Source organism: Roseobacter denitrificans OCh 114, assembly GCF_000014045.1.
GTDB classification, from domain to species: domain Bacteria; phylum Pseudomonadota; class Alphaproteobacteria; order Rhodobacterales; family Rhodobacteraceae; genus Roseobacter; species Roseobacter denitrificans.
In genome coordinates this window covers 2862255-2876598 of record NC_008209.1, presented here as the reverse complement: position 1 = coordinate 2876598, position 14344 = coordinate 2862255, and the positions used below count along the sequence as shown (strand labels likewise).

The following is a 14344-nucleotide window of genomic DNA, read 5'->3' as shown; positions in this document are numbered from 1 at the left end:
ACATGAAGCTCAGTGATTTTGATTTCGACCTGCCCGAAGACCTGATTGCGACCCGCCCCGCCGTGCCGCGCACCTCTGCGCGCCTGCTTGTGGCGAAAGGGCGGCAGATCAGCGATTCGATCGTTTCCGACCTGCCAAACTGGCTGTCTCCGGGCGACCGGCTGGTGTTGAATGACACGCGGGTGATCCCGGCGCGACTGACCGGTGCGCGGCACCGCGACACCGCACAGGGACCGATGCAGGCCCGCATTGAGGTCACATTGCTTGAACCGGATGCGCAGGGCAATTGGTCCGCACTGATCAAGCCGCTCAAGAAGGTGAAAATCGCAGAGGAGATCATCTTTTCCGACCGGTTGCGCGCGACCCTTCGCGCAGTCAAAGACGGGCAGGGTGTGTTGCAGTTCAACCTTGAAGGCGATGATTTCGACGCAGCGCTCAACGCCGCCGGTGCCATGCCGCTGCCACCCTATATCGCCACACGTCGTCCGGCGGATGAGCGGGACAAATCGGATTACCAGACCGTATTCGCCCAAAACAGTGGGGCCGTGGCTGCGCCGACGGCCTCGCTGCATTTTGACAAAGCGCTTCTGTCCGAACTGGCGGCGCGCGGGGTGCTGTTCAGCTATGTGACCCTGCACGTGGGGGCGGGCACATTCCTGCCGGTGAAGGTCGAGGATGTGACAACCCACAAGATGCACGCGGAATGGGGGCAGGTGAGTGCTGCGGCTGCGGCAGAGATCAACGCGACGAAACAGGCCGGCAAACGGGTGATCCCGGTGGGCACCACGGCGCTGCGTTTGATTGAAACCGCCGGGCGCGAGGGTCAGATCAAGGCCTGGGAAGGCGATACCGATATCTTCATCTACCCCGGCTTCCGCTTCAACGTCGCGGATGCCCTGATGACGAATTTCCATCTGCCCAAATCCACCCTCATGATGCTGGTCTCTGCGCTGATGGGATATGACGAGGTGCGTGCGATCTACGATCACGCGGTCGCCGAAAAATACCGGTTTTTTTCCTACGGCGACGCGTCACTTTTAATCCCGCAGCGCGACTGACGTCACATTACGACGCAATAGAGTCGTAGCTGAGCGGTTTTCGCAGGATGCGATACTGCAAGACGCCGCCAAGAGAGTTTTTGCCGCGCGCTTTGGAGTCGTCATGTTTCAGGTATTAACCAGCGCTTGGGCGCTTTTGTTGGGCATGTGCCTGTTGATGGTCGGCAATGGCATGCAAGGCACGCTTCTGGGTATCCGGGGCGAGATCGAAGGGTTTTCGACCCTTGAGATGTCCATCGTCATGTCCGCCTATTTCGTCGGGTTCCTGGGCGGGTCACGCATGGCACCGGGGATGATCCGGCGCGTTGGTCACGTGCGGGTCTTTGCGGCATTGGCCTCGCTTATATCCGCAGTGATGATCCTTTATCCGACCTTTGCCGAAGTGTGGCTCTGGACGCTGGGGCGTGTGTTGATCGGGTTTTGCTTTTCAGCCGTCTACGTCACGGCTGAAAGCTGGCTGAACAATGCGGCCACCAATGAAAACAGGGGCCAGACGCTGTCTCTCTACATGATCGTGCAGACTGCGGGCATCGTGATCAGCCAGGCGCTGCTCCTGACGGCGGACCCGTCGGGCTACGTGCTGTTCGTGATCCCGTCGGTACTGGTGTCGATTGCCGTGACGCCGATCTTGCTGTCGATCAGCCCGACGCCCGCCTTTGATATGACCAAACCGATGAGCCTCAAAGAACTGGCGGGCGTGTCACCTTTGGGCTGCGTGGGCATGTTCCTGCTGGGTGGTATTTTCTCGGCCCAGTTCGGCATGGCTTCGGTTTACGGGGCCAAGGCCGGGTTGTCTGTCGCCCAGATATCTACCTTCGTGGCGATGTTTTTCGTCGGCTCCGTATTGTTGCAATACCCCATCGGGTGGATTTCGGACCGGATGGACCGGCGTTTCCTGATCCTGATCGTTGCAGCCATCGGGGCGGGTGGTTCGGCGCTTGGCATGGTTCTGGGGCATAACTTCGCATTTCTGCTGGCCTCCGCCTTTATCGTGGGTGGCATGTCCAACCCGCTTTATTCGTTGCTGATCGCCCACACGAATGACTTTCTTCAGCACGAGGACATGGCCGCCGCGTCGGGTGGGTTGATTTTCATCAACGGGCTTGGCGCGATTGCGGGGCCGCTGATTACGGGCTCGCTGATGGATGTGGTGGGGCCGTCAGGTTTCTACCTCTTTACCGCGATATTGTTCGTGGCATTGGTTGCCTATGCCGCCTACCGCTCGACAAGGCGCAGCGCCATTGCCGTGGAAGACACCGGTGCCTATGTGGCCGTGACGCCAAGCTATACGTCCGTTGCGCTGGAATATGCTCAAGAATACGCCATCGAGACCGAAAAAGAAGACGATCTTGTCGCAAAAGACAGATGATTGTGTCGCGGTGACGTAAAATGTGAATAGGTTAATCTTGTAAAACGTGTCTAACATCAACAGGTGGCACTTGATGAGTAGAGAGAGATGGTATGACTGGCCCTGAAGAAATTCTCAAGTTCTGGCTGGACGATGTGGGTCCGCAGAAATGGTTCGAAGCGTCTGATGAACTGGATGCTGAAATATATGATCGGTTCTCACCGGCCCTGACGGGGGCGAGTGAAGGGCGGTTTTCGCTCTGGCTGACATACCCATCCGGCGCGCTGGCCTACATCATTCTGACAGATCAGTTTTCGCGCAATATGTATCGCGGGTCGGGCAAGTCATTTGCGACCGACCGCATCGCACTTGCCGCGGCGAAATCGGCCATTGGCAAGGGCTGGGACCTCAAGATTGACGAACCGGCGCGACAATTCTTTTATCTGCCGCTGATGCATTCTGAAAACCTCTGTGATCAGGACCGCTGCGTGCGCCTGATCTGTGAGCGGATGCCCGAACATGGGGCGAGCAACCTGTTGCATGCGCGCGCGCACCGCGCCGTGATCCGTCAGTTCGGTCGCTTCCCGGCACGCAATGCGGCACTGCAACGCCCCTCGACACAAGCCGAAGCGGATTACGTCAGGAATGGCGGATATGGTACGACAGTCCGGGACCTGCAAGCAGCGAAAGCCGCATAGGGCAAGGCAGCCATGCGCATCCGACAGTGCGCATTTGTCGCGCGACTGACCGTGTTGCTGTGAAACTCGATATAGTTTAACGGTAAACTATATTTGACTCACAGGCGCGAGGGCACAGCATGGCATCCAAATCCTTTGATCTTATCGTGATCGGAGCCGGTCCGGGCGGCTATGTCGCGGCGATACGCGGCGCGCAACTGGGCATGTCAGTGGCTATCGTTGAACGCGAGCATCTGGGCGGCATCTGTCTGAACTGGGGATGCATCCCGACCAAGGCGATGCTGCGGTCCTCCGAAGTGTTCCACCTGATGCAACGGGCCAAGGAATTCGGGCTCAAGGCGGAAAAGGTGGATTATGACCTCGACGCGGTTGTCAAACGCTCCCGCAAGGTGGCGGGGCAATTGTCCGGCGGCATTGGCCATCTGATGAAGAAAAACAAGGTCACCGTTTTCATGGGTGAGGCCAAACTTGCCGGTAAAGGCAAGGTGAGCGTCAAGACCGACAAGGGGGCGGAAGACCTCACTGCCAAGAACATCGTGCTCGCCACCGGCGCGCGCGCCCGCACCCTGCCGGGGCTTGAGGCGGATGGCGATCTGGTCTGGACCTACAAACACGCGCTTGAACCGAAGCACATGCCCAAAAAGCTGCTGGTCATCGGATCGGGAGCCATCGGTATCGAATTCGCCAGTTTTTACAACACTCTGGGCGCGGATACGACAGTCGTCGAAGTCATGGACCGCGTGCTGCCGGTCGAGGATGAAGAGATTTCCGCCTTTGCCAAGAAAGCCTTTGAAAAGCAGGGCATGAAGATCATGCAGAAAGCCATGGTCAAGCAATTGGACCGGGCAAAAGGCAAGGTCACCGCGCATATTGAAGTGGGCGGTAAGGTTGAAAAACATGAATTCGACACTGTCATCTCGGCGGTCGGGATCGTCGGAAATGTCGAAGGGCTGGGCCTTGAGGAATTGGGCGTCAAGATCGACCGCAGCCATGTGGTCACGGATGAATTCTGCCGCACCGGGATCGAGGGGCTCTATGCCATCGGTGATGTGGCCGGCGCGCCGTGGCTTGCGCATAAGGCCAGCCATGAAGGGGTCATGGTCGCGGATCTGATCGCGGGCAAACACGCCCATCCCGTCAAGCCGGAAACCATTGCCGGCTGCACCTATTGCCATCCGCAGGTCGCCTCCGTGGGCTACAGTGAGGCAAAGGCCAAGGAGCTGGGCTATACAGTCAAGGTCGGACGTTTCCCGTTTATCGGCAACGGCAAAGCCATCGCACTTGGCGAGCCGGAAGGCATGATCAAGACCGTCTTCGATGCCAAGACAGGCGAACTGCTCGGCGCGCATATGGTGGGTGCCGAAGTCACCGAACTGATCCAAGGCTATGTGGTCGGGCGTCAGCTGGAAACAACCGAAGAAGACCTGATGAACACCGTCTTCCCGCATCCGACGCTGTCAGAAATGATGCATGAAAGCGTGCTGGACGCGTACGATCGCGTGATACACATGTAGGATCGCATCGACACAAAAAAGCGGGGATCAAACCCCGCTTTTGTCGTGTTTATGACGCTGTTGAAAGGTTGAAGTCCTAATTAGAGCGTCTGACGAAATACCTGAGACACCAAGTATCACGTAACGCGTTGAAATCTCTGATTTCAAGTAGCGTTACGTGATTCAGGTTTTTCGCATGACGCTTTAACCTTTGCGACGTGCGCGCAACGCACCCAAACCGCCGACACCAGCCAGCAGCAAAAGCGCAGATGCAGGCAGGGGCACAGGTGCGACCGAAACCGCGTCTATGTCAAATCCATCGGTTGATTGCGAGTTTGCGAATGTGCTCTGCGTCACGTCGCGAAAGCCAAGGAAAGCATAGGTTCCGGTGAAGGTCACGGTGCTCTTGGTACCGCGCGTGCCGTCATTCGTACCAGTCTGGTTGCTTGCGAACCCCAGTGAGGTGAACACCAGACCGTCGTTGGATCCAAGGATTTCCACGGCTTCCTTGTGGCTGGACGATGCGCGATTATTGGTGATCTCGATCACCATTGTAGGGCCTGTGTAGACCGGGTTGAACTCAATCACCAGCGCTCCGCCGAGGCCCAGCGAATAGAAGTCGTTATCGCCGTTGATGGGCGTGCCATCGTCCGAAACCTCGATGTTGCCGAGGTTCGAGCGGGACGCGTCACCGCAGATCGCCGTCAGACCGGACAAATCGCCGGCCGTGATGGCTGAATTGGTGTTGCCATACAACGCGCTCGTGCCGCCACAAGAGGATTGGACGCCAACAACGGCTGCGAATGCAGACCCGGCGGTCAAAATGGTTGCGGTTGCGGCGCTCAGCGCCAGAAGTTTCAGTTTCATACTATTTCCTCGTACTCGTGAAAGACAGAAAAACAAAAGCGCCTGACTGTCAAAGCCTGCCGATGCGTAAAACTATATTTACCATTTGGAAAGCACTTTCGCGGTGTTAACCACGTTTTCCGGGTGTTTTCCCGTGGCAGTTGCGATCATCCCGTTAACGTTCTGTTCACGGGTGTAAATTCCGCGTCTTTACGGTCTTGCGCGATTCCCTTGGTGACATCGGCAACGGCAAACACGCACCGGGCACTTTGAACGCAACCGATCCAAGCGCATTACGGCTTGTTCCTCATTCGTTCTCTTTTTTTGATTGGCGAAGCGGCGTCAAACGCCTATGTCGTTTAGTAGGAAATGGGGGCTCATGATGGCTGAATTGAAAAACATCGAAGTGCGCGGGGCGCGTGAGCATAATCTCAAGAACATCGACGTGGATATTCCGCGCGACCAACTGGTTGTTATCACGGGTCTTTCAGGGTCAGGAAAATCGTCGCTCGCCTTTGATACGGTCTATGCCGAAGGGCAGCGCCGCTATGTCGAATCGCTGTCCGCCTACGCGCGCCAATTCCTCGATATGATGCAGAAACCGGATGTGGATCACATCTCCGGCCTCAGCCCTGCGATTTCCATCGAACAGAAGACCACGTCGAAGAACCCGCGCTCGACCGTGGGCACCGTCACCGAAATCTATGACTATATGCGCCTGCTGTTCGCGCGCGTCGGCACGCCCTACAGCCCCGCGACGGGTAAACCGATTGAAGCGCAGCAGGTGCAGGACATGGTGGACCGTGTGATGACCATGGAGGAGGGGACGCGCGCCTATCTGCTGGCCCCGATCATCCGGGACCGCAAGGGCGAATACCGCAAAGAGTTTCTGGAACTGCGCAAGCAGGGATTTCAGCGGGTCAAGGTGGATGGCGCGTTTTACGAATTGGACGAACCGCCAACGCTGGACAAGAAATTCCGCCATGACATTGATGTGGTGGTGGATCGGATCGTGGTGCGCGAGGGTTTGGAAACGCGGCTTGCCGACAGCCTGCGCACCGCACTTGACCTTGCCGATGGTATCGCAATCCTTGAAACGGCCCCCGCCGAAGGCGAGCCGGAACGCACGACGTTTTCGGAGAAATTTGCCTGTCCGGTCAGCGGCTTCACCATTCCCGAAATCGAGCCGCGGCTGTTTTCGTTCAACGCGCCTTTCGGGGCCTGTCCGGACTGTGACGGGTTGGGGGTCGAGCTGTTTTTTGACGAGCGGCTCGTGGTGCCCGATCAGAACCTCAAGATTGCCGATGGGGCCCTCGCGCCCTGGCGCAAGGGCAAGTCGCCCTACTTCTTGCAAACCATCGAGGCGATTGCGAAACACTATCAGTTCAAACAGTCGACCAAGTGGAAGGATCTGCCGAACAAGGTGCAGCAGGTATTCCTCTATGGCTCGGGCGAGGAGGAGATCCAGTTCCGCTACGACGAAGGGGGCCGGGTCTATCAGGTCACGCGCGTGTTTGAAGGCGTCATTCCGAATATGGAACGGCGCTACCGCGAGACAGACAGCAACTGGATTCGCGAAGAGTTCGAGCGCTATCAGAACAACCGGCCTTGCGGGGCCTGCGGTGGTTTCCGTCTGCGCCCCGAAGCCCTGGCTGTCAAGATCGCCGGGTTGCACGCTGGTGAAGTGGTCCAGATGTCGATCCGGGATGCTTTTGAGTGGTGCGAGACTGTGCCGGACCATCTGACGGCGCAGAAGAACGAAATCGCGCGCGCGATCCTGAAGGAAATCCGCGAACGTCTGGGATTTCTGAACAATGTGGGGCTTGAGTATCTGACGCTGAGCCGCAATGCGGGCACGCTGTCGGGCGGCGAAAGCCAGCGCATCCGTCTGGCCAGCCAGATAGGCTCCGGCCTGACCGGTGTTCTTTACGTTCTGGATGAGCCGTCAATTGGCCTGCATCAGCGCGACAATGATCGCCTGCTGTTGACCCTCAAGAATCTGCGGGATCAAGGCAATACCGTCATCGTGGTGGAGCATGACGAGGAAGCGATCCGCGAGGCGGATTACGTCTTTGACCTTGGTCCGGGGGCGGGCGTGCATGGTGGAACGGTTGTCAGCCACGGCACACCGGCGCGCGTTGCGGCGGATGAAAATTCGATCACCGGGCAGTACCTGATGGGGACGCGTGAAATCGCCGTTCCGACGACGCGGCGCAAGGGCAACAAGAAAAAGCTGCAGGTGGTCAAAGCGACGGGCAACAACCTGAAAAATGTCACGGTGGATTATCCGCTGGGCAAATTCGTCTGTGTGACGGGCGTGTCGGGCGGCGGGAAATCGACGCTGACGATTGAGACGCTGTTCAAAACGGCCTCCATGCGGCTGAACGGGGCGCGCCAGACGCCAGCGCCTTGCGAGACGATCAAGGGGCTGGAACATCTGGACAAGGTCATCGACATTGATCAACGCCCCATTGGGCGCACGCCGCGTTCGAATCCGGCGACCTATACCGGTGCCTTCACACCGATCCGCGACTGGTTTGCCGGGCTGCCCGAGGCAAAAACCCGGGGCTACAAACCCGGACGGTTCAGTTTCAACGTCAAGGGCGGGCGCTGCGAGGCCTGTCAGGGCGACGGCGTGATCAAGATCGAGATGCATTTCCTGCCCGACGTCTATGTGGAGTGCGAAACCTGCAAGGGCAAACGCTACAACCGCGAAACACTTGAGGTCACGTTCAAGGGCAAGAGCATTGCGGATGTTCTTGATATGACGGTGGAAGACGCGCAGGAATTCTTCAAGGCGGTGCCGTCCATCCGCGAGAAGATGGATGCGTTGATGCGCGTGGGCCTAGGCTATATCAAGGTTGGCCAACAGGCGACGACCCTGTCGGGGGGCGAGGCGCAACGCGTCAAGCTTTCCAAGGAACTCAGCAAGCGCTCAACCGGGCGCACGCTTTACATTCTGGATGAACCCACCACCGGATTGCATTTCGAAGATGTGCGCAAGCTGTTGGATGTATTGCATGAATTGGTCGATCAGGGCAATTCGGTGATCGTGATCGAGCATAATCTCGACGTGGTCAAAACCGCCGACCACATCATCGACATCGGACCGGAAGGTGGCGACGGGGGGGGCGAGGTCGTGGCGACCGGCACGCCTGAACAGGTCGCCGAGGCGCCGGGCAGTTACACCGGGAAATACCTCAAACCGATGCTGGCACAGAAGAAAGTGGCCGCCGAATAAGTGTTTGAACAGGGCGGTGGCGCTGCGCGCTCACAGCCCTGCGCTGGTTTCAAATGTACCGGTTGGATCGTTGTGGCAAATGCGACCGGATCATCCGTGAGGTCCTGCGGCTTTCACAGAACGGCGCGCCACAGGCCTGTGGCGGTCGCCATCGGACCGCCAAAGATAAGAACGGTTACGGGAGGACCGGCCCTGATGTCGTCAGTCCAATGCGACGCCGATCAAGACAAGCACGGCGAAACCGCCAAGCGCAAAAACCCATGCAGGCGCGGTCAGTGTCACGTCAGATCTGAGGCGCTGCGCGAGGGTTCTGACATTCACTTCGGTTGTTTCTTGCTGTTCCATGATTGCTCCCATTGTTTATTTTCGTGCCTTTGACATGGGGACCACCACGGCCATTGCAAGATGTGCAACATCGGTTTTCGCCTTAATGGCTTGTTTCTGCCTGTTGGGCCGTCGTTGCCCCTCGGGGTTCGAAGCCCGGCGAGGAACGGGGGCGCATGCCATCACCCGATGTCATTCTGTGCGCGAGCGCTGCGTGAAGCGTGGCAGCATGGCGGAGAAATCCTTGCCGCGCCCGTCTTCCTCCTCGACAAAGGCGCGATAGAGCGCGAGTGCGCGCGCGCCCATCGGGGTATCCGCATCCACCGCCTCAGCCGCCTGTTGCGACAGGCCGAGGTCCTTGAGCATCAACTCAGCGGCGAAACCGGGGGTGTAATCATTGTCGGCCGGGCTTTGCGGGCCGACGCCGGGTGCCGGGCAATAGGCGTTCATCGACCAGCTGTAGCCCGATGAGGTGCTGACAACATCGAACATCTTCTGACGGTCCAGCCCCAGTTTATCAGCCAGCGCGAAGGCTTCGCAGGTGGCGATCATGGTGGCCCCGAGGATCATGTTATTGCAGATTTTCGCCGCCTGACCGGCACCCGGCGCGCCGCAATGAACGGCCTTCTGGCCCATGATGTCGAACAAGGGGCGGGCGGTTTCGAAGGCCTCGGCACTGCCCCCCGCCATGAACGTCAGCGTGCCTGCCGCGGCGCCGCCGACCCCGCCGGAAACAGGCGCATCAACGAATTGCACACTTGCGTCCCGCGCCGCCTGCGCCACGGCGCGTGCGCTGTCCACATCAACTGTGGAGCAGTCGAGAAACAAGGCCCCCGGCTTCATCACCGGCAACACCGTGCTGGCCACATCGCGCAGAATAGCACCATTGGGCAGCATGCTCAAAACGATGTCGGCCCCTTGTGCGGCTTCAATCGCGCTTTGTGCTTGTGTGACGCCTTCTGCCGTCGTGCCAGCCGTGTCATAGCCGATCACATGCAGGCCCGCCTTGGCGAGATTCGCCGCCATTGGTGCGCCCATGTTCCCCAGCCCGATAAAGCCAACGTTCGTTTTTGTCATCGCGACATCCTCCAAGGTGAGTGCGTTTTTTCCCAGCGGCATCAACATCTTGCTGACAGCAATCGCAGGGACGCGCATATCGGCATATTGCCATTTTGGCGTGCGGTCCTTGTCGATGATAGCGGCGCGAATGCCTTCCAGCAAATCGCCATGCTGCATCGCGCGATAGGTAAAGCGGTATTCGTGATCCAGCGCCTTGGCCATGCTCAGCGTTGGACCGCGTAGCCGGTGCAGCACCTCGACCGTGCACGCCATTGCCAGTGGGCTGTTGCGGTGAAGCAGCTTGAGCGTGTCCTTTGCAAAGTCACTGTCATCGGTTTGCAAAGTGGTGAGAATATCGCTCAGCCCTTCGCCCGCGAAGTGTCGCTCGATTTCAGGCTGCAGGTCCGCCAATGCGCTCGCGTCCGGGTCCTGTGCGGCGTGCTTGATGATGTCCACAGATGCGCCGTCTTCGAGCTGCGCAATCAGGCCGGGCCATGCGTCTTGGGGAATGAAATGATCTGCGAACCCGGCAAAGAGCGCATCCGCAGGGCCCATCCGATATCCGGTCGTGCCGAGGTATTCGCCAACACGCCCTGGTGCGAGCGCAAGGATCAAAGTGCCGCCCACATCCGGGATCAGCCCGATGCCGCATTCCGGCATGGCGATCCTGCTGCTCTCTCCCACGATGCGATGCGTGCCGTGACACCCCAGACCAACGCCGCCGCCCATGGTGAAGCCTTGCAAAAACGAGATCACCGGCTTGGGGTAGTTGAAAATCTTTGCATTCAGGCGGTATTCGTCGGCCCAGAACCGCTGCCCGAACGCATAATCCCCGGCCATGCCTGTTTCGTAGAGCTGCGCGATATCCCCGCCTGCGCAAAAGGCTTTGTCCCCCTCGGCGTCCAGAACAACCAGAGCAATCCTCTCATCCCTGGCCCATCTGTCCAGCGCCGCTTCGATCTGCAGGCACATCTCATAGGTCATCGCATTGAGCGCTTCGGGGCGGGCGAGGGTGATGCGCCCGGCATGTGCTGTTTGGCGGATTACGATATCTGACATGGGGGCACTCTCCGGCTCAGGTTTACGCTGTTTATTGCGCGCGCGCAGGGGGGAGGCAAGCCACGGCGCAGCCTGTGCCCGTTGCATGGGGTATCTGCCCGCAAAACCCATGCTGCGCCGGGCAAACCCCGGCGCAGCCTAATAGTTATTCCATTACGGGGATGGAGAATTCGCCGCCCTCTTTGATGCCCGAGGGCCAGCGCGATGTGACGGTCTTGGTCCGTGTATAGAACTTGAATGCGTCCGGCCCGTGTTGATTCAAATCGCCAAATACCGATTTCTTCCACCCGCCAAAGGTGTGATAGGCCAGCGGCACCGGGATCGGCACGTTGATCCCGACCATCCCGACATTGACTCGGTTTGCAAAATCCCGTGCGGCGTCACCGTCGCGCGTAAAGATCGCGGTTCCATTGCCGTATTCATGATCCATCGCAAGGCTCAACGCCTCTTCGTAAGACTGCGCGCGGACCGTGGACAGCACGGGGCCAAAGATTTCGTGCTTATAGATGTCCATGTCTCTGGTCACATGATCAAACAGGTGCGGCCCGATGAAAAACCCGTTTTCATAGCCCTGCAGGTTGAAGTTCCGGCCATCCACAACCAGTTTCGCGCCTTGTGCCACGCCGGTTTCGACCAGACGTTCGATGTTGGCCTTCGCTGCTGCGGTTACCACGGGGCCGTAATCCACATCATTGCCCGCCGTGTAGGGGCCGACCTTGAGCTTTTCGATCCGGGGCACCAGCTTTTCGATCAACCGATCCGCCGTTTCATCTCCCACAGGAACGGCCACGGAAATCGCCATGCAGCGCTCACCCGCCGCCCCGTAGCCTGCGCCAACAAGTGCGTCGGCAGCCTGATCCATATCGGCGTCGGGCATGATGATCATGTGGTTTTTGGCGCCGCCAAAACACTGCACGCGCTTGCCGTTCGCACAGCCCGTGCCATAGATATATTCGGCGATGGGGGTCGAGCCGACAAAGCCGATGGACTGGATCACATCGTGGTGCAAAATCGCATCGACCGCTTCCTTGTCACCATTGACGACCTGCAAAACGCCCTTGGGCAGACCGGCCTCTTCGAACAGTTCCGCCAGCATCAGCGGTACCGACGGGTCGCGCTCGGATGGTTTGAGGATAAAGGCGTTGCCGCAGGCGATGGCCGGGGCAAACATCCACATCGGAATCATGGCCGGGAAATTGAACGGCGTGATACCCGCCGAAACCCCAAGCGGCTGACGCATGGAATACATGTCGATGCCGGGACCGGCGCTGTCGGTGTATTCACCCTTGAGCAGATGAGGCGCACCGATGCAGTATTCGACGACCTCAAGGCCGCGCTGCACATCGCCTGCGGCATCGGGCAGCGTCTTGCCGTGCTCGCGGCTGAGCGCCTCGGCCAGTTTGTCCATGTCGCGGTTCAACAGGTCGACGAATTTCATCAAGACCCGCGCGCGCCGCTGTGGGTTGATGGCGGCCCAGGCCGGTTGAACGGATGCAGCGATCTCCACAGCGCGGTCGATTTCAGCGCTTGAGGCCAGCGGAACCCGTGCCTGCACCTCGCCCGTCGCCGGGTTCATCACATCGGCAAAGCGCCCCGACGTGCCCGCGACATGTTCCCCGTTCAAGTAATGTGTCAGGTCCTGCATCGATCTCTCCCTCATGGTCTGTGTCTGCGCCGGTCGCTGCGCGATGCTGGCAGATATAGCCTTGCAAAAATCATCCATAAAGGGCCTTTATGGCAAATTCATTTTGCATAAATGCAAGACAGGTGGCGGCATTGCAAACCAATTGGGACGATTTGAGGATATTCCTCGCGGTCGCACGCGACAATAGCCTGTCCGGGGCAGGAAAGCGGTTGCGTCTGGATCCGGCGACGGTCGGCAGGCGTATTCAAAAGCTGGAAGCCGCTTTGCAAACCGTTCTGTTTACCAAATCCCCGCAGGGCTATGCCTTGAGCGAAACCGGACAGGCCCTTCTGGTGCGCGCCGAACAGGCCGAGACCGCGATGCGTGCGGCAGTGGCCGTGCTGCAGGAACAGTCGGACCGTCTGAGCGGGCAAATTCGCATCGGTGCGCCGGATGGGGCGGCGAATTATCTGTTGCCCCAGGTCTGTGCCGCGATTCTGAAGGAAAACCCGGATCTGGAAATTCAGATCGTCGCCCTGCCGCGGGTCTTTAACCTGTCGCGCCGGGAAGCCGATATGGCGATTGCCGTCAGCGCGCCGACCGCCGGGCGGCTGATCGTGCAGAAAATCACTGATTACAAGCTGCATCTGGCAGTGTCGCGGGACTACATCCGTGACAACGGGGCGATCCGGTCGGTTGCGGATCTGGCCCGCCACAATGTGGTGGGCTACATCGCGGATATGATCTTTGACCGCGAACTCGACTATCTCGAAGAGATTGGCCTGACCAAGGTGCCGCTGGCGTCAAATTCTGTCTCGGTTCAACTCAACCTCATCCGGCAGGGTGGGGGCGTCGGGGTCGTGCATGATTTCGCCCTGTCCGCAGCCCCCGAGGTTGCGCGCATTTTGACAGATGAAGTCAGCCTGACGCGGGTATTTTACCTGATCCGACACGAAGACGACCGGCGCAATGCGCGGCTGCGTCGGTTCGCCGACAGGTTGTGTAACGGTCTGAGGGCCGAAGTTGCGCGCCTTGAAGCGCTGACTTGACTTGTTTGCGCTTTGCGGTGACTTTTGAGGGAGCACAACCAGCCAGCCAAGGGGTACATCATGCTTGTTTCTCAAATCCTGAAAACCAAACAACAGCATGATGTGGTCACCGTGCCCCCGACGATGAATATCTCGGAAGCGGCGCGCATTCTGTCGGACAAGGGCATCGGCACGGTCGTGGTGTCCAGCGATGGCAAGGCAGTGGATGGGATTCTATCGGAACGCGATATCGTGCGCGAAATCGGCGCGCGCGGGGCGGGGTGTTTGTCGCATACGGTTGCAAGCCTGATGACGTCGAAAATCGTGACCTGCAAAAGCAATGACGAGGCCGACGCCATCCTCAAGCAAATGACCGAAGGCCGGTTTCGCCATATGCCCGTTGTCGAAGAGGGCGCGTTACAGGGGCTGATCTCGCTCGGGGATGTGGTCAAGGCGCGGCTGATGGAACTGGCCATGGAAAAAGATGCGCTTGAAGGCATGATCATGGGCCATTGAGCCCTTTGCAAACTCACCTGCAAACTCTTGCAAATATTCGCTGACAGTGG

At 58.8% G+C, this 14344-nt stretch carries 11 protein-coding genes; 7 read left to right on the top strand and 4 right to left on the bottom strand.

What is annotated here, in order from left to right; genetic code table 11:
* Positions 1-2: 2 nt before the first annotated feature.
* The 4 genes from queA to lpdA all read left to right on the top strand — a co-directional run bounded on the left by queA (position 3) and on the right by lpdA (position 4618).
* Positions 3-1058, top strand: coding sequence for a tRNA preQ1(34) S-adenosylmethionine ribosyltransferase-isomerase QueA (queA, locus tag RD1_RS13790; RefSeq protein WP_011569133.1), 1056 nt, complete (start codon positions 3-5; stop codon positions 1056-1058).
* 103 nt (positions 1059-1161) lie between these two features.
* Positions 1162-2427, top strand: a complete 1266-nt coding sequence (locus RD1_RS13785) for an MFS transporter (RefSeq protein WP_011569132.1) — start codon at positions 1162-1164, stop codon at positions 2425-2427.
* 92 nt (positions 2428-2519) lie between these two features.
* On the top strand, positions 2520-3104 hold the full coding sequence (locus RD1_RS13780) for a DUF924 family protein (protein WP_011569131.1): 585 nt from the start codon (positions 2520-2522) through the stop codon (positions 3102-3104).
* Between the two features lie 119 nt (positions 3105-3223).
* Positions 3224-4618, top strand: coding sequence for a dihydrolipoyl dehydrogenase (gene lpdA, locus RD1_RS13775; protein ID WP_011569130.1), 1395 nt, complete (start codon positions 3224-3226; stop codon positions 4616-4618).
* Between the two features lie 183 nt (positions 4619-4801).
* On the opposite strand, the gene RD1_RS13770 is transcribed toward lpdA, so the two are convergent.
* Positions 4802-5464, bottom strand: a complete 663-nt coding sequence (locus tag RD1_RS13770) for a VPLPA-CTERM sorting domain-containing protein (protein WP_011569129.1) — start codon at positions 5462-5464, stop codon at positions 4802-4804.
* A gap of 361 nt (positions 5465-5825) precedes the next feature.
* Here RD1_RS13770 and uvrA point away from each other — a divergent pair, with 361 nt between their 5' ends.
* A complete protein-coding gene (gene uvrA, locus RD1_RS13765; RefSeq protein ID WP_011569128.1) occupies positions 5826-8684 on the top strand; it encodes an excinuclease ABC subunit UvrA in 2859 nt (952 codons plus the stop codon).
* 201 nt (positions 8685-8885) lie between these two features.
* On the opposite strand, the gene RD1_RS21165 is transcribed toward uvrA, so the two are convergent.
* The 3 genes from RD1_RS21165 to RD1_RS13755 all read right to left on the bottom strand — a co-directional run bounded on the left by RD1_RS21165 (position 8886) and on the right by RD1_RS13755 (position 12771).
* Positions 8886-9029: a hypothetical protein gene (locus RD1_RS21165; protein WP_011569127.1), complete on the bottom strand. Its 144-nt coding sequence runs from the start codon at positions 9027-9029 to the stop codon at positions 8886-8888.
* Positions 9030-9200: 171 nt separating this feature from the next.
* Positions 9201-11126, bottom strand: coding sequence for a 3-hydroxyisobutyrate dehydrogenase (gene mmsB / locus RD1_RS13760; protein ID WP_011569126.1), 1926 nt, complete (start codon positions 11124-11126; stop codon positions 9201-9203).
* A gap of 145 nt (positions 11127-11271) precedes the next feature.
* Entirely contained in the window at positions 11272-12771 is a 1500-nt protein-coding gene (locus tag RD1_RS13755; RefSeq protein ID WP_011569125.1) for a CoA-acylating methylmalonate-semialdehyde dehydrogenase, read from the bottom strand.
* Between the two features lie 131 nt (positions 12772-12902).
* Here RD1_RS13755 and RD1_RS13750 point away from each other — a divergent pair, with 131 nt between their 5' ends.
* Together RD1_RS13750 and RD1_RS13745 are read left to right on the top strand one after the other, a co-directional pair.
* Complete coding sequence (locus RD1_RS13750; RefSeq protein ID WP_011569123.1) at positions 12903-13799, top strand: LysR family transcriptional regulator; 897 nt, start codon at positions 12903-12905, stop codon at positions 13797-13799.
* 60 nt (positions 13800-13859) lie between these two features.
* A complete protein-coding gene (locus RD1_RS13745; protein ID WP_011569122.1) occupies positions 13860-14294 on the top strand; it encodes a CBS domain-containing protein in 435 nt (144 codons plus the stop codon).
* Positions 14295-14344 lie beyond the last annotated feature (50 nt).